Genomic DNA, 18,530 nt, shown 5'->3' with positions numbered 1-18,530 from the left:
CTAGTTACAAAGGGCCAGCGCCTCTTTTTCGTGATCCTCCAGCGCCAACTTTACGCATGTAATCGGGTTTGTAATGGCGCTGTCATCGCCCAATCGGTAAGACTTGATGACACGCCCATCCTTCTCAACCGCGACCGATTCGTATATCTGACGGCGCTTGAACTTAATCGTACCGGCTGTCGATTCATCCTTCACGGCGGAGATCCACTTGCCCACCAGGGTGCTGGCGTTTCTCAAATACCAGTCGCCGTTATAGGACACCAGCGAATCGGATATAAGCCGATCCACATCACTCAGTCGCGCACCGGGCAGAATCTCCGTCCGGCGACTGATAAGCCACCCCATAAACTCCTCGCCAAGTTCCTCCAGCTTGTCAGACATGGGCGTGAACGACTTCGTGATGCGGTGCTGGTCATAGAATGCCTCTAGCACGGACTCGGCGTTATACGCCGCCGCATCTGGCCCCAGGCTAATGTATTGCTCCACCAGCGCGTTGAGCCTAGTTGCGGCGTAGTTGCGGATGCTGACGTAATAAGCCCTGGAACCGACCGACTTACGCAGCGCACGGGCGTCCAGCGAGCCTTTACCGGCAAGGTAGTTAAACCGCCTGGCGAACTGATCCTCGATACTGCCGTCCGCGGCCAGCGATGGCACATCCTCGGCAGACGCGAAAACCTTCGCGTAAACCTCGACCGATTGCATGAGTTGGTTTTTAGGATTGAGGTGGATCGTGTTCTGTAGCTGCTTCAACTCGCTACGCACGGTCTTGAACTCGTCCACAAACAGGACAAAGGCCCGTTTGAAATCGCCCATAGACTTGCCCACCGGGCCACCTTCAAACAGTCGCTCCACTTCCTTAACTGAGATGGGGACTACCAGTCCTAACTCCGCCAGCGCCGACATCAGGAAGCCTTTTCCCCAGTCGGAGTCGCACTTGAACCACAGAAACGCCTTTTTGCGATCCTGTGCAAAACGCGAGGCTACCACCCACTCCAGAAACGCATCAAACTGGGTGAAGTGTTCTCGGAAGTCATCAACGATGGCCTGATCACAAGGCCCGGTTGGGAAAGGTTTGTGCGTGTAGATCACGCGCACCGACTCGTCGAGCATCTCCATGCGTCCCTCCTCGGCGAACATATCCACGGACATCTCCAGCGTGTCGCGCTGATTGCGGTACAGCAGGAAGTCGATGATATACGCCCACGGTAGTGCGATGCAGTGCTGACGCTTGGCCGCTCGGGCTTTCTCCCGCTTCTTCTCCGGTATATCCGCGGCCCACGCATCCAGTGACGCGTCCAGCTTCTGGTAGTCCATAGGCTCGCCAAACGTCCTGGGCAAGTAATGCCGCATATCCGCCTTGCCAAAACAGACCAGGTCGCCCACATCATTGAGGAAATACATCTTGCCCCTCTGGCTCGACCAGAATGCACTGTTGAGCGTTTTGTGTATCATGCCTGCATCCTGGACGATATCGAATGAGTTTGCCCATACATCTTTCGATGGCCAAGACAGCTCCGCCTTGAGGCGTTTAGCAATGCTCACCGCCAGGTCGAAGGCTTCATCATCGATAGGCGGTGTTATTGGCTCCACGTTAGAATCGCTCACGCTGCACCCCCAGATCGTCCAGATCAAAATCGATCATGTCCTCAAGGCGCTCCAGATAACGCTGCGCTGACAGCCGATCGCGCCAGGGGCTGCAGCCATCACTAAATAGATAACCCGCACCCTTAATTTTGCAGGCCGGGATTCTCAGTTGCGGGAAATCATCCTGCCGGTCGAAATCTTTCTCCTCGCTATTGAGGGGCGCGTACCGCCGGTTGAGCAACTCACCGTCTGACGCGATTCGGTAGGGGAGTATGGGCAGGCACTTACGCGCAGTGCGCTCACAGAATGTCCCATCGAGCGCCACCGTTAAAGCGTGACGGGCAGCGTGAAGATACATCAGGCCCACCAGGCTGCGGTTGTGTCGGATTCGTTCTTGCTCTGCCGGTTCGGGGCTATCAGTGACGCAGAAAGACGCCAGCCGCACCATATCTACTATTGGTTTTTCCATTGTTCTATTCCTTGTGGTTAACAGGAATGAACCGTGGGGATGCAGGGTGCTTTGTGTTACACTACGATTGTCGCTTTTAGACACTCGTTAATGCTTTTTATAAAGCCCTTGCGCCACCTCGGATCGTTCCCGTGGTGGCGTTTTTTATGCTGCAGTTCCGTAGCGTTTGACCGTTCTCTCAGCCTGGGCCTGGATATATTCAGTACAAGCCCGCGGCCAGATAAACCACTGTCCAAGGATAAAAACGCCACACTGAGCGTTTATAAAACCCTTGTCTTTTGCTTCTGTGCACTGGTAATGGAACTGGCGGCGAGAGGCGGGAAAGCGCGGCGCGTAAAGCTCATCATTCTTTTTGGAATAGTATTCGCCCAGGGGGATCAACTCCCGCATGTGCTTACTGGCTTGAAACGTCATAATGTACTCCCTGTTTTAGGGAGTCTTAGGGTCTGGCCGTCACAACCAGGAAGGTAGTATTTTAAGCTTTCTGTGTTAGCCAGTGGCAACTCTGGGTTTCTATACCGCTTACTACGGTGCCGCTCCGATTAAAGTGTCCGGCTCCACTGTGACAAATATTTACTTCGCTCAAGACTCGTTAAAGTATCAGCGACTCTTTATTGGTCGCTGAAATAATCATACCGAATTACTCGAAACCTACAAGCAATGTTTTACAAAAACCCCTATTTTTATAGACTCAAACGTTGCTATTAGTGTTGTAGAAATTGTTGCATTTATTGTAGTTTGCCTTGGCGCTTGACATAAACGAGTTGCATTTATTGTAGTGTCACCCCGACTTTCCGCTCACACCCAGTTTACCAATCATCTCTGACGAGTGATGGACGTAGCGTTTGGTACTGGCGGGTGATCGATGCCCTAAACCTTTGCCCACTGTCATGGAATCAAACCCCTGGCGTATCCATTCAGTTCCCGCCACATGGCGCAGGTCGTGGTAACGAAAATTAGTGATGCCTGTCTTTTTCATCCATACACGCATCACTTTCTGCCAGTGCTGCCGGTAGTTGTAAGGTTTACCGCTGAACGTATTGTAGAGAACGAGATCATTCTGTTGCTCTCGCTCAGTCGAACCTCTGGCCCGTAGCGTTTTCCATTCGAGCAAATCCTCAATGCAGTCCTTTAACGGAATCATTCGGTCATCGCCATTTTTCGTGTCGTACAAAATAGCGACACCTTCATCAAAATCGATGTCGCGCCACCTGAGCGAAAGCAGTTCCCCTGCCCTTGCGCCTGATGCCAGCGCCATTTTGACCAGCATCAGCAGTGCAGGTTCATGGACGGGGTTACTTCCGCCGCGCTTTACGGTAAGCGCACCGCACTCTGCGAGCAGTAACTCGCGGGCCTCTTCATCCCATCCTCGCTTGTAAGGATCGCGGGGCGGTGGCACTTTCAGGCGGCGAATGCCTCGTATCGGGTGCGCTCTGTTTTTCATCAGCGCAGAATGCTCATCCTCCGCATAACTGAAAACAGCAGATATGATCGCCATGCGATTGTTCACCGTAGCAGGGGCGATTAGCTCGCCTTTGTTAGGCCCGGTGACAACTTTGAGTTTCATCATCGATTTGCGAGCGGTCTTAAAGTCGCCTTGATAAAGCTCTGTCACACGGACACCGCCCAGCTTGCCACGCCACCACTCAAGCACCTCGGTGTCGTACTCGTTGATGTCACGCTCGTCCAGATACTGATCGATCAACCAGGACAGCGTCTGCTTTTTGGTGGAGGACGCACCTCCCTGGTTGACCCTGGTTTCTTCCTCCGCAGCCCACGCCTCCGCCTCACGCTTCAAACCAAACGATTTGGATTTAGAGGGGTGTCCCTTCATACGAATGACGGCTCGCCATCTGTCGCCGCGCTTATAAATCTGTGCCATGTGTTAGCCCCTTGTTTCGCTATAGATCGGGACGCTATCACAGAGAGAGGAATAAATAAACGTGCACCACAGGCGCACCAGCGGCCCCCGGGAGGGGTTAATATCTTCTTAAGTCATTGATTTTATTGGAGGCTCGGGTCGGAATCGAACCGGCGTACACGGAGTTGCAGTCCGCTGCATAACCACTCTGCCACCGAGCCATCGGGGGATTGGAGCGGGAAACCGGGTTCGAACCGGCGACCTCAACCTTGGCAAGGTTGCGCTCTACCAACTGAGCTATTCCCGCACATCTACGTTTAAACACCGCCGTGGTCGCCGGAACCGTCGAGGCTGCGCGCCCCGCCTCAACCTTGGCAAGGTTGCGCTCTACCAACTGAGCTATTCCCGCACATCTACGTTTAACCACCGCCGTGGCTGCCGGAACCGTCGAGGCTGCACTTTGCCCAATGAGCTGCCGCCTCAAACAGAACGCGCATATTGTAGTCAGCAGGCTTGCAGAGTCAAGCAAAACGCTGAAATAATTCTCTTAAGCAATTGTTTTATAACGTGTTGTCTCGGTCCCGCATCACAATCCAGGCAGCCTTCAGGTATATCATCATCGACCACAGGGTCAGTACCGCCGCGGTATAAAGCACCAAGAAGAAAAGTGCCACTATCCAGCTCTCATTGGTCGCAGGGCCCACGGCTAACAGGCCTGTGATCGCAATCATCTGAAAGGCCGTCTTCACTTTGCCGACATAGGACACGGCTACTGACGTTCTCTCCCCTAGCTCGGCCATCCACTCGCGCAGAGCTGACACTACGATTTCGCGACCTATGATCACGCACGCCGCCAACGTAAATAACACAGAGACATGTCGCTCGACCAGCAACACCAGCGCGGTTGCTACCATCAGCTTATCGGCAACCGGGTCGAGAAATGCGCCCAGCGGCGTCATCTGCTGCAAACGGCGCGCCAGGTAACCGTCAAACCAATCGGTCAGTGCTGCAACGCCAAAAATACCCGCTGCGTACAACAAATGATTCTCAAATGGCAGGTAAAACACCGCCACCAACACGGGTATCAGCAGAATACGCAACAAGGTCAATGAGTTGGGAATATTGATCAAGAGACAGTTCTCGTTGGTAAAACGGTCGAGGCTCTGCCCTGGGGAGCAACATTCTGAGCCGATATGCTATTCTAGCGTGATGACCCTATCGATGTCTGCAATGAACGCGTGGTGCGGTGAGTATTTATTTTTGAAAAGTGCGGTTCGACCGGCGTTTTTTATGACCCTCGTCTATTGCTGCGGCGCGGCAACAGGCTTGAACGCGGAACCGATATTCCATGGGGATTCTCTCACGGTTGCCTCTGACGCGGTGAGCATGCTCGCTGACGAAAAGCGCTTTACCGTTCCCCTGCTTACCATGTCCCCTGTTCCGCCGGATGCAGCAGGCTCTGCTCCCGAGCTCAGTGATCCGCTTGGCCTTGGGTTCACTACCCACCTAAATCCGTTTGACCGCAACGTACACTTTATGGATATGCTCGCAAAGCCAGATATACCAGCACAGGCCGGTAGATTGGATATCGAACTTTTGACCGGAACATTGCGCGATATCGACATGCTTGACGACTTGGACGCCTTCTACTTCTCCTACGACGGGCGCGCCTTCGACAACGCGATCCTCGACCTGCGCGCAGCAGAGATCGTCGAGTTTAACGGTTTACCGAGAACGCGAGAGGGCGCGCCATTATCCATTATGGGCTTCGGGAAAGTTTTACCGGAGCCATAACGCCGAGCCGTTCCATATCACCCAAGAGCATTTACTGCGAACTGTGCAAATAGTCATAAATCTGTTGCGCCAGCCGGTTACTGATACCAGAGATTTTTTTCAACTCCTCCACGTTTGCATTCTGCACGCCCTGCGCACTGCCAAAATGACGCAGCAGTTCACGCCGTCTCTGGCCACCCACACCCGGTATGTCCTCGAGCAAAGAACGCGAACGCGCTTTGTCCCGACGGCCCCGGTGTCCGGTTATGGCAAATCGATGAGCCTCGTCCCGGATTTGCTGAATGAGGTGCAAGGCCTGATGATCAACAGGCAAACGCTTTTCGACCCCTGTATTGCCGTTCACCAGCATCTCCAGCCCTGCTTTGCGCGTTGGCCCTTTGGCTACGCCGATCACATCAACACCGCTTAACTGCAATTCCTGCAGCACATCCATCGCCTGCGATACCTGCCCCTTGCCTCCGTCGATAAACAACACATCAGGCAAAGCCGCCTCGGACGCCTTCAAACGCTTATAACGCCTGTGCAGCGCCTGTTTCATCGCTGCGTAGTCATCCCCCGGAGTGACCCCCTCGATGTTAAACCTGCGGTAATCTGACTTTCGCGGCCCATGCTGGTCGAAGACCACGCAGGAGGCGACAGTCGCCTCTCCAGAACTGTGGCTGATGTCGAAACACTCCAAACGCTCAGGCCGCTCCGGTAGCGCCAGTAACTCCTGCAGCGCCTGATAACGACCTAAAATGGTCTGCCTGTCTGCCAGATGTGCCCTCAGATTGGTTTCGGCTGTCTGTACCGCCAGCTTCAACCACTGCCCTCTTGACTCACGAACCCGGTGTCGAATACGCACCCGCCTGTCCGCCGCGGCAGAGAGCGCTTGTTCCAGTACGTCACCTGCCTCCAGAGCCGCGTTGACGACGATCTCACCGGGAACGTCACGCGCGCCGTCGAGGTAAAACTGCGGCAAAAAGGCCGCAAGAACTTCGGCGACACTCTCCTCTAACTTGAGAGGGGGGTAATAGCTGCGACTACCAAGGACACGGGCATTGCGCACAAACAACACCTGCACACAGGTTCTTCCATGAGAGGTCGCCGCAGCGAGAATATCCAGATCACCACTCACACCTTCAATGCCCTGACTGGCCTGCACTTGCTGTAACTGGCCTATTTGATCCCGATAAACGGCGGCGTCCTCGAAGGCGAGCGCTTGCGCCGCACGCTCCATCTCGTCAGCCAGCCGAACCATCAGTTCCTGGGATTTTCCCCGCAGAAACAGACTGGTGTTTTCTACCTGTTGCCCATATTCGTGCTCACTGACGAGGTCCACACAGGGGCCACTGCAGCGATCTATCTGATACTGCAAACAGGGTCGTGAACGATTGCTAAAATAGGAATCCTCACACTGACGAACCTTGAATACTTTCTGCATCAAATGCAGCGATTCCCTCACGGCACCGGCGCTGGGATAGGGGCCGAAGTAGGCGCCCTTGCGCCGCTTCGACCCTCGATGAAGCGACAGACGCGGGAACTTATCCTCGCTTGAAAGAAAGATATAGGGAAAGGATTTGTCATCACGCAGAAGAATATTATAAGGGGGTTGGTGAGACTTGATAAGGTTATGCTCCAGCAACAGTGCATCCACTTCTGTACTGGTCACGGTAACCTGAATATCGCGGATTTTACCTACCAGCGACACCGTGCGATCGGTCAGTCCCCTGGCACGAAAATAGCTACCCACCCTGTTCTTCAGGTTCTTCGCTTTTCCTACGTACAGCAGCTTTCCCTCGCCGTCATACATCTGGTAGACGCCCGGCCGGCTGGTCAGCGTTTTGAGGAACGACTTATGGTCGAACTGAATCATGTACTCTGGCCGTAGCATGTTGGCTCAATCTCAAGCGTAACCCCGTAGGTCCGCTCAACGGAGTCCCGTATCTCTGCGGCGAATGCCAGCAGGTCTGCGCCACTGCGATTGCCATAGTTCACCAGCACCAGCGCATGCTCGTTATGCACACCCTGATTTTTTTGGCGCCTGCCTTTCCAACCACATCGGTCGATGAGCCAGCCTGCGGGTACTTTCATCGCTCCACCTGCCTGAGGAAAACCGGGCACATCGTGAGCCAATATTTTAAGCTCCTCGAAACTTCTCTCCGATAACACCGGGTTTTTGAAAAAACTCCCCGCGTTGGGTTCCTGTCGTGGGTCAGGAAGGCGGGCGCTGCGCAGGCTCACAACTGCCTCATAGACATCTCGGGGCGTGGGCTTGGGCTGGCAATGATCGCGCAGGTATTGTTTCAACGATGGATACTCGGTATGCGTGCAGGGAGAGACCCGCAACTCGAATTCGACGGCCGTAATGACGACAGCCTCCTTTAAGCGGTGTTTAAAAACGCTATCCCGGTAACCGAACTCGCACTGCGCGTTATCCAGGCGCAGCAAGCTTCCATCCACGAGACTGCGCGCATGCACACAGCGAATGATTGATGCCAATTCTACACCGTAAGCACCAATATTCTGGACTGGCGCAGCCCCCACCGTGCCCGGGATTAGCGCAAGATTTTCCAGTCCATGGTAACCCGCTGCGAGACACCAGCCGACCAGGTCGTGCCAGCCCTCCCCGGCAGCGATGCGCAGCAGTACTGAGTTGCCCTCTCGAGCCAGCACCTCGCGACCCTTGCTTTGCTGGTGTAGCACCAACGCCTCAAGATCACCCGCCAACACCACATTACTGCCCTCACCCAAAGGCACAACCGGCAATTTTCGCTTTTTAGCCCAGTGCAGGGCCTGCAGCAGGTCGTCTTCATTGTGCACCGTCACAAAAGCCGCAGCACGCGCCTCCAGATCAAGGGTGTTGAAGCGTCGAAGAGACACATTTTGCTGAGGCGTCATACGGCTCAGCGCCTTGCCTTCAGGGTCAGGATCAAGCCAGCGCTCGCCGCTTCAACGAGATTCAATACCTGATCAAAGCCCTTGTTACCGCCGTAATATGGATCCGGCACCTCGGCCGGCGAACGATCGCGGGCAAAGTCCATAAAAAGCCCTACATGACTTCGACAGCCGCGCGGGCTCATCATCTGCACGTCATGAAGGTTGGCCTTATCCATGGCAAGAATATAATCGAAGCGATCAAAATCGTGTGACTGTAGTTGCCGAGCGCGTAAATGAGCGATAGCGTAGCCGCGCGCTGCAGCGGCATCAGTAGTGCGGCTATCCGGCGCACTGCCTACGTGCCAATCACCGGTGCCGCAAGAATCCGCCTGTACGTTGGCCATCCCCGCTTGCTTTGCCAGGCTTTCGAATACGCCTTGGGCCGTCGGGGAGCGGCATATATTCCCCAAACAAACAAATAGCACCCTGGCGGAATTCGCTTCCTCGGGCATGCTCAGCCCTTCCCTGACAGCGTATCTCGCAGCGCCGCCAGATCGTGCTCAGTATCGATGCCCCCGGGCACCGGATCGCACGCAATCCCGACATGTACGCGAACACCGTGATACAGCGCACGCAGTTGTTCGAGGCTCTCGAGCACCTCAATCGGTGCCGGCGGCCACTCTACGTACTGGTGCAAAAAAGCGGTGCGGTAAGCATAGAGACCAATGTGCCGATACCAGAGGCCGTCCGAGAGCTGTGTGCCGTTAGATGAAGCCTCGGCATCTCGTGGCCAAGGCACAAACGCGCGACTAAAATACAACGCCATGTCGCGGCTATCCCGCACGACTTTCACCACATTGGGGTTTTGCAAGTCTTCCCGAACGCTGATCTCCTCGCACAATGTGGACACGCCAGCATCCGTGTAGGTTGCAAGGTTGTCAGCCACCTGATCAATCACCGTGGGCGGGATCAGCGGCTCATCGCCCTGCACGTTGACCACAATATGTTGTGCATCGAGCTTTAAAGAAGTCGCAACCTCCTGGAGACGATCCGTACCTGACAAATGGCTTGCTGAGGTCATACAGACTTCCGCACCAAAGCCCTGTGCCGCTGCCTGAATACGTTGATCATCTGTAGCAATTACCACCCGCTGGGCGCCTGACTTTGTCGCCTGCTCCCAGACTCTTTGCACCATGGGTTTACCATCGATATCCAACAGCGGTTTTCCCGGCAGTCGAGTGGAGCCGTAGCGCGATGGGATGACAACGGTATACATGGAGAGATCCTCGAAGCGTGCGACTAGCCGCCGTCCGACACGGCAGCCGGTTGGCGAGTGGTAATACTGAGATGCACAAACCCCATTTGCCCCGCTGCATCCATCGCCAGCACTACGTCCTGGTGCGCGGCCTGAGCATCCGCCGAAATAATCATCGGCAAGGTGGTGTCACCTCTAGAAATTTTGTACACAGCCGCTTGCAGCGTGCGCATGCGCCCATCGACCAGCGCTTGCCCATTGACGCGAAAGCCTCCGTTTTCGTCCACCAGTATCTCGATGGATTCATCGACTGTTTCAACCGGAACACCGGTCGCCTCTGGCAAGTCTATACGCAGCTGAGTCTCGCGGGTGAACGTAGTCGACACCATGAAAAAGATCAACAACAAAAAGACCACATCAATCAGTGGCGTCAGATTAATGGCAAGGTCTTCCCGTTGCTGACGACGAAACCTCAAGTGGGAACGCCCTCACCTTCCTCGCTGTGCAGCGCATCCACCAGCTTGATCGTCTCCTGCTCCAGCTCTACGACGATAGCATCTATCTTACCGACAAAATAACGGTGCATAACCAGTGCGGGAATAGCGATAGTCAAACCAGCCGCAGTCGTTATTAGTGCCTGGGAAATGCCGCCTGCCAGCGCACTGGCATTGCCTGTACCCTGCACCATGATCTCGGCAAAAACCGCGATCATACCGAACACAGTGCCGAGCAATCCCAGTAGCGGCGTTACCGCCGCCACGGTGCCCAGTGTATTGAGATAGCGCTCCAGATCGTGCACCACATGGCCCGCTGCTTCCTGAATGCTTTCCTTCATTACTTCGCGTCCATGCGATGCGTTGGCCAAGCCTGCCGCCAGAATAAGCCCCAGCGGTGACGACTGACGCAAGGTACGAAGCTTGCCCTCGTCAAATTCACCCTTTTTCAGCTGCTTCCAGACCGCAGCTAGCAAGTGGGGTGGCGCAATCTTTTTTGGATTAAGGGTATAGGACCGCTCTATACATATAGCGAGCATGAGGATAGAGCAGAGCCCAATGGGCAGCATCAGCCAACCACCCGCCATCAACAGTTCTAGCACAGCATTCCCACCCCTGTGTTCATAATCCGACCATTATAAGCAAACCAGCGCGAAAGCGTGAAGCGCAGGTAACACCATTACAACCAATAGCGCCGCTTCTTGTCTCGCCACAAGGTGAAGGTCGGCGCCTGAGTCGGGGAAAAATCCAGTCTTAGCGCGCCCGCGCGCCAGGTTTCAAGAACCTGTATATCCAGCGCTCTATAACGCATAACGATATCCTCGTGGGGATGGCCGAAGCGATTGGCGTAACCGCTGCTGACAATCACTGTCGAGGGAGAGGAGAACTTGAGCCAGGGCCAGGAGGAGGACGTCTGGCTGCCATGATGGCCCGCCAGCAACCAATCGGCGTCCAAGCCCCGCCCCCAGTATTCCACCAGGGCCCGCTCCTGCACGCTCTCGATATCGCCGGGTAACAACAAACGGGAGCCTCCGACCCTGACCATTAAGACACAGGACGCATTGTTACGCTTGAGGGGTATGGCAACAGCCGGGGACAGAAACTGGAAGGTCGGCCCACCGGGCCATTGCCAGGCCTCGCCCGCAACACAGGGCAGGCCCGGAAGGGTCTGTGCTGGAACGCCACCATAGCGCAGGCGCTGTACACTCACCGTGGCTATGACCGCCTGCTGTCCTGCACTGTGATCCAAATCAGGGTGACTCACTATGAGCGTATCAAGGACGTTCACGCCTTCACTCTGCAGCAAGGGTAGTATCACGCGTGTTGCGATGTTGGGGCCCTCGCGCTGCCCTCCGCCTGTATCGTACAAAAGCGCGTGCGAACCTGCTCGAACCAGCACGGCGGTGCCCTGCCCTACATCGAACACAGTGACTTCGGTTTTCTGCAATGGCGTCTGACCATTTGGCTTATTTGGCAGTAAAACAGGCAAAAACAGCAACACGCTGAGCATACGAAACCACCCCGCCGCTGGCACAACCAACAATCCTATCCCGCACAGCGCTAGCACGATTGCCGGGAGCGCCGTATTCCGCGACAGGTAAATCCAGCTGCCGCCGCGGTCGGCGAGCATCGCACCCAGCGGCAATATTTGCTCCAAAGGCCAAGCAGCGCAGCGCCAAAGCACTGTCTCAAATGGCAATTCGAGCAGATAACTCGCACTGGCAGCTAGAGCCGCCGGCACGACAATCCAGCCCACCAGCGGTATCATAATTAGATTGCCAAGAGCCCCAACCAAACTGGCCCCCTGAAAAAAAAACGCTCCAAAAGGCAGCATCAGCAAAGCCATATAAGCGTGTGTTCCGACGACGGCACGCGCCCTGCCAACGGATCGGCGCCAACACAAATACCACAGCAACCCCGCCACAGATCCGAACGACAACCAGAACCCGCTTCCAATCGCCGCAAGGGGGTTTAGCAGCAGAACAACAAGCGCAGCCAACAACAGGTGGCTCCAGGCGATCGTCAGCCGCCCCGACCACACTGCCGTCAGTACGCACGCCAACATGCACAGAGCGCGCACAGCGGGCAGGGAAAAACCTGCAAGGGCGGCGAACAGAAAAGCCGCCAGTAAGGCGCATAGCCCGGGGACACATGCGCCTGAATATCTGCTGCGAACAAAGAGGCGGGCAAGGGTCGCGCCGAAGAGGTAGCCCATGCCGGCCACAAGTCCCACATGCAAACCGGAAATGACCAGCAGGTGATTGATTCCAAATTGCTGGAACAGGCTCCATAGCGGTTCGTCGATAGCAGATTTATCGGCAACCGTTACGGCGCGCAGCACGGCAGCGATATCAGGCTTGAGGCCCAGTGCCTCTATTCGCGTGGCAATTCGCTGACGCAGGCGGTGGTGCGTGCCACTCACTCCTCGGCCGAGGTATTCGTGGGGCCTGGAGAGCCGCACACTGCCCGTCGCGTGGATGCCTGCCTGCACCAGCCAGGCTTGCCCGTTGTAGCCCCCGGGATTGGACAGACCCCAGGGTTTTTTCAAGCGCACCGGAAACCGCCAGAAATCACCGGGCACCATGCGCCTTGCACCGTAATAATTGAGTAGCACATAGCGTGGCGCAGCACACTCAGCGGGCGCTATTGAATTTACGCGGAACCGGAAGGTCTGCCGTATACCGATACCAGGCACCGCCCTTTGGCTGGGCAATGAAGCAACTTGCCCCTCTACCTCAAGGGATTGACCCACGCAATACGTCGGCAAACGATCATCGAGCAGGAAGTGACCATGTGAGACGCCTACCAAGACGCCCCAGCTAAAGCCGACGAACACTCTCAGTAAACCACGCGACACAGACCGGCTCGGCCAGCGCAAACACACCCGGGGCGCCAGAGCAGTTACCCACAGCACCACAGGAATCACTAGCGACCAGGGAGGCAGTGCGGGAGCGTAGCCGGTCAGTACCAGCCCCAGAACCATGCCAATCATCCATGATTGCATCGTGCAGCTTCCCGGGTGCCCCATTTCTCAATCTTGGGGCGACAGTTTGAATGTTACGGGCGATAGCGCATACTATTGAGCAGCGGATCGTCCAGCACCGGACCGTCAGGGTGGGGCCGGGCTCGCTCAGGCAGTCAAACACACCCCTCAGGGAATTAACACTTCAGTTCTGATCATATAAAGCATGCCAAAAAAGACTCTCAAACAGCTCATGCCCAGTCCCGCTCACCTCAAGCGCATTAAAGGTCTGCACCTGTTCGGCGACTGGCTGCATCAACCCAACCTGTGGCATATCAACCGTTACTCGGCGTCCATGGCATTTTTCGTCGGTTTATTCGTGGCCTTTATGCCGATCCCCGGTCAATCACTGCTCGCCGCGGCCATGGCGTTTTGGTTGAGTTGTAATCTGCCACTGGCCGTTGCCCTTGTTTTTATTACCAACCCGCTCACCATAGCCCCAATGTTCTTCATTGCTTACAAGGTGGGCGCTCTCATCATAGACGCACCGGTTCAGGCGATCGATTTCGAACTGAGCTTCGCGTGGTTGAGCAACGGCCTCAGCACTGTCTGGAAACCGTTTCTGTTGGGCTGTCTGGTTTGTGGCCTCAGCGCGGGAAGTTTGGGCTATTTTGCCGTCAGTATGCTGTGGCGGTGGCAGGTGGTGCACAAGTGGCGGCAGCGCAAACAGCGTCGCTCCGGCACCACACGGTCAAGCTGACCCCGGCGGAGAGAAGTGACTAATGGTCCTGGCTGAGCACTTGCGCAGGCGCCAGGCCCGCTGCCCGCCGCGCAGGATAAATTGCAGCAACAATGCACATAGCAAACGCAACACTACCCACCGCCACCACATCGCGCAGCAGCAGGTCGACCGGCAAGAAAGACACCGGGTAAACGTCTGTATTTAAAAACCGTATTTGCAGCAACTTCTCCAGCGAGGCCACCAGACCGGGAACCGCTATACTGCCCAGCGCCCCCGCGATACTGCCAAGCACCACACCGACGAAACCAATCATGCCACCCTGAATAACAAAGACCCACGCAATGTCTCCTGAGGAGGCGCCCAGCGTGCGCAAAATAGCGATATTGCCCTGCTTGTCCATGACGACAAGTACCAGCGAGGAGACCACGTTAAAAGCGGCCACAGCAATAATCGAAAACAACAGTATAGAAATCAGGCTACGTGAGAGCTGAATCGCGGCATACAGGTTGCCGTGCGTCATCATCCAATTGCTCGTGTAGTGACCCGGGGGCAAACTATCCATCAGTTCCCAACCGATTCGCTGAACATCGAAAAGTTCCGTCGTGCCGATACGAAACCCGCTAACCCTCCCCTCGATATTCGCCAGACGCGACGCTAGCGGCAGGTGCACCAATGCCATTGCCTGATCCAGTTCGGTCCCTGTTTCCAATATCGCGCTCAGGGTGACGGACTGAAAGCGGGTGCTGGACGCATTACCTGACCAACTGGCGCCCGGCGATATCAGTACCAGCTGGTCGCCGATGTTAACCTCCAGGCGTCTGGCCACTCCGGCTCCCAGTATTAAGCCATCCTCTCTATCACGATAACGCTCTGCTTCCTCCGGTTGCAGATACCCGGACAGGATCGTAAAGGAATCGGACTGATCAGAAAAAAGACCTATCCCACGCACTGTCTCAATATCACGGCCATGCATCACCAACGCATCAAATTCAGCAAACGGATCGACCAGACTCACGTTGGGATGTGCCTTCAGGCGCTCGGCGAGTGCTGACCAGTCCGATAGAGGGTCGGTAGAATAAACCGTAATATGAGGAACCAGTGACAGGATACGCTCACGCATTTCCTTGTCGAAACCATTCATGACTGACAGGACGATAATCAACAGGGCAATCGCCAGCACCAGACCCAGCATTGAAAGAGTGGACAAAAATGCAGACAAATGACCCCGCCCCAGCGCGAAGGTATAACGCATAGCGACACGGAGACGCTGGGTCCAACTCATTCGGACTCCAGTAGTTCGCCGTTGCGTAATTCAAGCGTCCGGTGCATGTGCGCCGCTATTGCCGGGTCGTGAGTCACCACAACGAAAGATGCTTGCTCCTCGCCGAGATCATCTATCAGCGCAAGAACCTGATCCGCAGAGGCGGGATCCAGATTGCCCGTGGGCTCATCCAATAACACGCACGCAGGCCTCGCGACCAGCGCACGTGCTATGGCAACACGCTGCCTCTCACCGCCCGACAATTGCGAAGGCCGATGCGTCAACCGATGATTCATGCCTACCCTCGCGAGCATTGCGTCAGCCTGGGAGCATGCCTCTCGCCTTGAGATGCCGGCGATTAATAGCGGCATGGAGACGTTTTCCCGGGCATCAAATTCCGGAAGCAAATGATGAAACTGGTAAACAAATCCAAGACGCTTGTTACGCAATTCGCAACGCGCTGCCTCATTCAGTGATGATAGGTCCTGTCCGGCCATCACAACGCTGCCGCCACTGGGTTCGTCCAGACCTGCGAGCAAGTTCAACAAGGTTGATTTTCCAGAACCAGACGCACCGATAATGGCCACTTTTTCACCGGCCAGCAAACTCAGATTGACGCAACGCAACACTGCCACGGACTTATCGCCGTCTTGGTAGACACGAGACAAATTACTGCAATGCAGAACAACATCATTCATAGCGAAGCACCTCTGCCGGGGATATCTGCGAGGCGCGCCACGCAGGATAGAGCGTAGCTACGAGACTCAGAACCAGTGACGCCAGCGCTACAACAGCAACATCAAACCATTGCAATTGTGCGGGCAGCTCACTAATAAAGTAGACGGTAGGATCGAATAATTTTACGCCCAGCATAGCCTCAATAGCGGCGATAATAGCCGCGATATTACTGGACAACAGCACACCGATAATCACTCCCGTGGCAATGCCTACACAAGCGAGGACCAGGCCGTGGGCAACAAAAATAGCCATAACACCTATAGCTCTTGCACCCATAGTGCGAAGCACGGCAATATCGCGGCGCTTTTCGGTCACCGACATGACCAAGGTAGACACAATATTGAAGGCGGCGACTGCCACCACACTGAGCAACAACAAACTCACCATCAGCTTTTCCATTTTTACTGCACTAAAAAGGGAGCCCTGGGTTTGACTCCAGTCCTGGACGACGTAACGCTCTTCGAGAGACTTGTCCAAGGCTTGCATAATACCGGGCGCCTCGAACAACCCTGCGGTCGCGACCTGCAGCCCCTGCACGCCTTCATCGCCCCCGAGCAAGATACGGCCGGTTCTCAATGAAACATACGCCTGATAGGCATCCTGTTGCGCGCCAATTTCAAACAGGCCCACAACACGTAACCGCTTGCTCCGCGGAAATAGACCCAGGGGTGTTACCGTTAGGCGGGGCACCGTAACGTTGACATGGTCACCTGGCGATACGCCCAGCAGGCTTGCAAGGGATACACCCAACACAACATCAAAGTTATCTTTTTCCAAGCTATCCAGACTTCCCGCTACGATTGAATCCGCCAGGCGTGACACAGATGCTTGCAAATCAGGCTCGATAGCTGTCAGCACTGCGCCGCGCAGCTGGCCGCCACTGACCAGGATGACTTTTTCCGTAATGTACGGCGCAACCGCCAACACCCCGGGCTGCGACTCGATACGCGAACTCAATGTCTGCCAGTCAACAATCGCATCGCCGCGGCCCTCTACATAGCCATGGGGCACCAATGACAAGATCCTCGCGCGCAGTTCTCCGGAGAAGCCGTTCATGATCGAAAGCACAACAATGAGGCTTGCTACACCCAGCACCATTCCCAGCATGGAAACGGTCGCAATGACTGACGTAAAGCGATTACGTTGGCGACTGAAACTGTAGCGGGACCCAATATAGGGCGCGTAATTGGAAATAGCGTGACGAGTGAGACTCGAAGACGAGTCGTCTCGACTCACTGGTCTGCCGGGTAATAACGCCCCGGATTACGCTTGCCGACGTCCCCCTCGCGGGTCTCCTCGTCGCAACGACGCGGATCACCGCCGCACAGGTCACAAGCGGCATCAACTCCCAGTGCACCCATGCCACCGCAAGATCCCTTTATAGGCGGCCTTCCTGCAATAACACCCACTGCCATCGCCGTGATCACGAGGCCCATCACCAATACCGAGATCAGAAAAAGTGTCATATGCCAGCCTGTTTCCCTGTATTGTCGTTCTCTTCAAGGTAAGCGGAAAACAGGGGGGTATGGTTGTGTACGAGTTTATCACCCACCCTGCGTATGAAATATACCGCCAATGCCTGCTCCTGCGCCAGCGCCATGGCCCTGTCCGCGCCGATTACCGCCAATGCGGTGGCCCAGGCATCCGCCACCGTGCAGCTCGGGTGGACAACGGTCACAGACACCAGGTCATGTGCCACGGGCCAACCGGTGCGCGGATCAATCATGTGAGAATAGCGCTGTCCGTCGAGCTGAAAAAAATTGCGGTAATCGCCGGAGGTGGCAATCGCCGCGTCCGTCAGACTAATCGGCTGAACCGCGGATCGCGCACTCGCGTCCGGGCGCTCAATCGCGATTCGCCAAAGGTCCCCTCTGCCGCTGAGGCCCGACAGCCTGATCTCACCGCCTACCTCGACCATAAATCGGTCGATGCCCTGCTGCTGCAGCATTTCTGCAATGCGATCCACTGCAAACCCCTTGGCCAAGGACGAAAAATCCAATGACACCGCTTCGCGCTGCATAATTCGGCCATGCTCAGCATCCAGTTGCAAACGGTCTTGGCCGACACGGTCCAGTGCAGACTCGATGGCTTCCTCCGACGGCGGCATAATCGCCGCATCAGCAGGCCCGAAACCCCAGATATCAACCAAAGGCGCTACGGTCACATCGTAGGCATCGCCACTACGCGCACCGACATCGAGCGCGGTCTCCAGTACTCGCAGAAAATCGCGAGATACAGGGAACCAGACACCGGGCGCCTGCCGGTTAAAACGAACGATCTGGGAATCTGCCTGATAGGTCGACATTTCCGCGTTAACCCGGCCAAGAATGTCCTCGATTTGCGGCTCAATGTCATCGATGAAAAAACCAGCCGGCGCTATTAAAGTGACATGCCAGGTCGTCCCCATAGTCTGACCCGCCAGCTTGAGCGGCGTCTCGACGACTTCACAGGCAGCGGGCAGGAACGCCACGCACAAACAAAAAAGCCACTTTCTCAAGTGGCTCGCCGTTA

Annotated in this window: 19 protein-coding genes and 2 tRNA genes; 2 read left to right on the top strand and 19 right to left on the bottom strand. The window is 55.6% G+C overall.

Annotated features, from left to right (window positions below; all coding sequences use genetic code 11):
* The 7 genes from EYC82_RS03230 to pgsA form a co-directional block, all read right to left on the bottom strand.
* Complete coding sequence (locus EYC82_RS03230) at positions 1-1,605, bottom strand: hypothetical protein (protein ID WP_279248112.1); 1,605 nt, start codon at positions 1,603-1,605, stop codon at positions 1-3.
* Positions 1,592-2,053, bottom strand: coding sequence for a hypothetical protein (locus EYC82_RS03225; RefSeq protein ID WP_279248111.1), 462 nt, complete (start codon positions 2,051-2,053; stop codon positions 1,592-1,594). Before EYC82_RS03225 ends, EYC82_RS03230 begins: the two co-directional genes overlap by 14 nt.
* A 144-nt stretch (positions 2,054-2,197) precedes the next feature.
* A complete protein-coding gene (locus EYC82_RS03220; RefSeq protein WP_279248110.1) occupies positions 2,198-2,467 on the bottom strand; it encodes a hypothetical protein in 270 nt (89 codons plus the stop codon).
* Positions 2,468-2,834: 367 nt separating this feature from the next.
* On the bottom strand, positions 2,835-3,935 hold the full coding sequence (locus EYC82_RS03215) for a tyrosine-type recombinase/integrase (RefSeq protein WP_279248109.1): 1,101 nt from the start codon (positions 3,933-3,935) through the stop codon (positions 2,835-2,837).
* A 126-nt stretch (positions 3,936-4,061) separates the two neighbouring features.
* Positions 4,062-4,135, bottom strand: a tRNA-Cys gene (locus EYC82_RS03210).
* 10 nt (positions 4,136-4,145) lie between these two features.
* Positions 4,146-4,221 (bottom strand) — tRNA-Gly (locus EYC82_RS03205).
* 253 nt (positions 4,222-4,474) lie between these two features.
* Positions 4,475-5,044, bottom strand: coding sequence for a CDP-diacylglycerol--glycerol-3-phosphate 3-phosphatidyltransferase (gene pgsA / locus EYC82_RS03200; RefSeq protein WP_279248108.1), 570 nt, complete (start codon positions 5,042-5,044; stop codon positions 4,475-4,477).
* Between the two features lie 160 nt (positions 5,045-5,204).
* Here pgsA and EYC82_RS03195 point away from each other — a divergent pair, with 160 nt between their 5' ends.
* Positions 5,205-5,708, top strand: coding sequence for a hypothetical protein (locus tag EYC82_RS03195; RefSeq protein ID WP_279248107.1), 504 nt, complete (start codon positions 5,205-5,207; stop codon positions 5,706-5,708).
* A 31-nt stretch (positions 5,709-5,739) separates the two neighbouring features.
* On the opposite strand, the gene uvrC is transcribed toward EYC82_RS03195, so the two are convergent.
* The 7 genes from uvrC to EYC82_RS03160 form a co-directional block, all read right to left on the bottom strand.
* Positions 5,740-7,563, bottom strand: a complete 1,824-nt coding sequence (gene uvrC, locus EYC82_RS03190; RefSeq protein ID WP_279248106.1) for an excinuclease ABC subunit UvrC — start codon at positions 7,561-7,563, stop codon at positions 5,740-5,742.
* Positions 7,560-8,588 carry a UDP-N-acetylmuramate dehydrogenase gene (murB, locus tag EYC82_RS03185; RefSeq protein WP_279248105.1) on the bottom strand — a complete coding sequence of 343 codons (1,029 nt, stop codon included), beginning with the start codon at positions 8,586-8,588 and terminating at the stop codon, positions 7,560-7,562. The genes uvrC and murB overlap by 4 nt, the downstream gene beginning before the upstream one ends.
* A 5-nt stretch (positions 8,589-8,593) precedes the next feature.
* Positions 8,594-9,079, bottom strand: a complete 486-nt coding sequence (locus EYC82_RS03180) for a low molecular weight protein-tyrosine-phosphatase (protein WP_279248104.1) — start codon at positions 9,077-9,079, stop codon at positions 8,594-8,596.
* 2 nt (positions 9,080-9,081) lie between these two features.
* Positions 9,082-9,843 (bottom strand): 3-deoxy-manno-octulosonate cytidylyltransferase, encoded by a 762-nt coding sequence (gene kdsB / locus EYC82_RS03175; protein ID WP_279248103.1) that lies wholly within the window; start codon positions 9,841-9,843, stop codon positions 9,082-9,084.
* Positions 9,844-9,866: 23 nt separating this feature from the next.
* Positions 9,867-10,298, bottom strand: coding sequence for an ExbD/TolR family protein (locus EYC82_RS03170; RefSeq protein ID WP_279248102.1), 432 nt, complete (start codon positions 10,296-10,298; stop codon positions 9,867-9,869).
* A complete protein-coding gene (locus EYC82_RS03165; protein WP_279248101.1) occupies positions 10,295-10,918 on the bottom strand; it encodes a MotA/TolQ/ExbB proton channel family protein in 624 nt (207 codons plus the stop codon). Before EYC82_RS03165 ends, EYC82_RS03170 begins: the two co-directional genes overlap by 4 nt.
* Positions 10,919-10,995: 77 nt before the next feature.
* Positions 10,996-13,320: a DNA internalization-related competence protein ComEC/Rec2 gene (locus EYC82_RS03160; protein WP_279248100.1), complete on the bottom strand. Its 2,325-nt coding sequence runs from the start codon at positions 13,318-13,320 to the stop codon at positions 10,996-10,998.
* Between the two features lie 184 nt (positions 13,321-13,504).
* On the opposite strand from EYC82_RS03160, the gene EYC82_RS03155 reads away from it, so the two are divergent.
* The gene (locus tag EYC82_RS03155) at positions 13,505-14,038 is read left to right on the top strand and encodes a DUF2062 domain-containing protein (protein WP_279248099.1); all 534 of its coding nucleotides are present in this window, start codon (positions 13,505-13,507) and stop codon (positions 14,036-14,038) included.
* Positions 14,039-14,057: 19 nt separating this feature from the next.
* Here the strand turns inward: EYC82_RS03155 and EYC82_RS03150 are convergent, their stop codons facing one another.
* The 5 genes from EYC82_RS03150 to EYC82_RS03130 are packed head-to-tail and all read right to left on the bottom strand — an operon-like array spanning position 14,058 to position 18,516.
* Positions 14,058-15,302, bottom strand: a complete 1,245-nt coding sequence (locus EYC82_RS03150) for a lipoprotein-releasing ABC transporter permease subunit (protein WP_279248098.1) — start codon at positions 15,300-15,302, stop codon at positions 14,058-14,060.
* The gene (locus EYC82_RS03145) at positions 15,299-15,979 is read right to left on the bottom strand and encodes an ABC transporter ATP-binding protein (protein WP_279248097.1); all 681 of its coding nucleotides are present in this window, start codon (positions 15,977-15,979) and stop codon (positions 15,299-15,301) included. The genes EYC82_RS03150 and EYC82_RS03145 overlap by 4 nt, the downstream gene beginning before the upstream one ends.
* Positions 15,972-17,255, bottom strand: coding sequence for a lipoprotein-releasing ABC transporter permease subunit (locus EYC82_RS03140; protein WP_279248096.1), 1,284 nt, complete (start codon positions 17,253-17,255; stop codon positions 15,972-15,974). The genes EYC82_RS03145 and EYC82_RS03140 overlap by 8 nt, the downstream gene beginning before the upstream one ends.
* A complete protein-coding gene (nqrM, locus tag EYC82_RS03135) occupies positions 17,252-17,485 on the bottom strand; it encodes a (Na+)-NQR maturation NqrM (RefSeq protein ID WP_279248095.1) in 234 nt (77 codons plus the stop codon). The genes EYC82_RS03140 and nqrM overlap by 4 nt, the downstream gene beginning before the upstream one ends.
* A complete protein-coding gene (locus tag EYC82_RS03130) occupies positions 17,482-18,516 on the bottom strand; it encodes an FAD:protein FMN transferase (protein WP_279248094.1) in 1,035 nt (344 codons plus the stop codon). The genes nqrM and EYC82_RS03130 overlap by 4 nt, the downstream gene beginning before the upstream one ends.
* Between the last annotated feature and the right edge of the window lie 14 nt (positions 18,517-18,530).

It is taken from the genome of Candidatus Marimicrobium litorale (assembly GCF_026262645.1).
In the GTDB taxonomy this organism is placed as follows: Bacteria; Pseudomonadota; Gammaproteobacteria; order Pseudomonadales; family Halieaceae; genus Marimicrobium; species Marimicrobium litorale.
Note: the sequence above shows the minus strand (reverse complement) of the source record. Positions and strands in the feature narration are given on the sequence as shown.

Excerpts from the sequence above, each read along its gene's own strand:
- EYC82_RS03225 (WP_279248111.1), bottom strand. The coding sequence starts at position 2,053 with ATGGAAAAACCAATAGTAGATATGGTGCGGCTGGCGTCTTTCTGCGTC.
- EYC82_RS03220 (WP_279248110.1), bottom strand. The coding sequence starts at position 2,467 with ATGACGTTTCAAGCCAGTAAGCACATGCGGGAGTTGATCCCCCTGGGC.
- EYC82_RS03215 (WP_279248109.1), bottom strand. The coding sequence starts at position 3,935 with ATGGCACAGATTTATAAGCGCGGCGACAGATGGCGAGCCGTCATTCGT.
- EYC82_RS03195 (WP_279248107.1), top strand. The coding sequence starts at position 5,205 with ATGACCCTCGTCTATTGCTGCGGCGCGGCAACAGGCTTGAACGCGGAA.
- uvrC (WP_279248106.1), bottom strand. The coding sequence starts at position 7,563 with ATGATTCAGTTCGACCATAAGTCGTTCCTCAAAACGCTGACCAGCCGG.
- murB (WP_279248105.1), bottom strand. The coding sequence starts at position 8,588 with ATGACGCCTCAGCAAAATGTGTCTCTTCGACGCTTCAACACCCTTGAT.
- EYC82_RS03180 (WP_279248104.1), bottom strand. The coding sequence starts at position 9,079 with ATGCCCGAGGAAGCGAATTCCGCCAGGGTGCTATTTGTTTGTTTGGGG.
- kdsB (WP_279248103.1), bottom strand. The coding sequence starts at position 9,843 with ATGTATACCGTTGTCATCCCATCGCGCTACGGCTCCACTCGACTGCCG.
- EYC82_RS03160 (WP_279248100.1), bottom strand. The coding sequence starts at position 13,320 with ATGCAATCATGGATGATTGGCATGGTTCTGGGGCTGGTACTGACCGGC.
- EYC82_RS03155 (WP_279248099.1), top strand. The coding sequence starts at position 13,505 with ATGCCAAAAAAGACTCTCAAACAGCTCATGCCCAGTCCCGCTCACCTC.
- EYC82_RS03150 (WP_279248098.1), bottom strand. The coding sequence starts at position 15,302 with ATGAGTTGGACCCAGCGTCTCCGTGTCGCTATGCGTTATACCTTCGCG.
- EYC82_RS03145 (WP_279248097.1), bottom strand. The coding sequence starts at position 15,979 with ATGAATGATGTTGTTCTGCATTGCAGTAATTTGTCTCGTGTCTACCAA.
- nqrM (WP_279248095.1), bottom strand. The coding sequence starts at position 17,485 with ATGACACTTTTTCTGATCTCGGTATTGGTGATGGGCCTCGTGATCACG.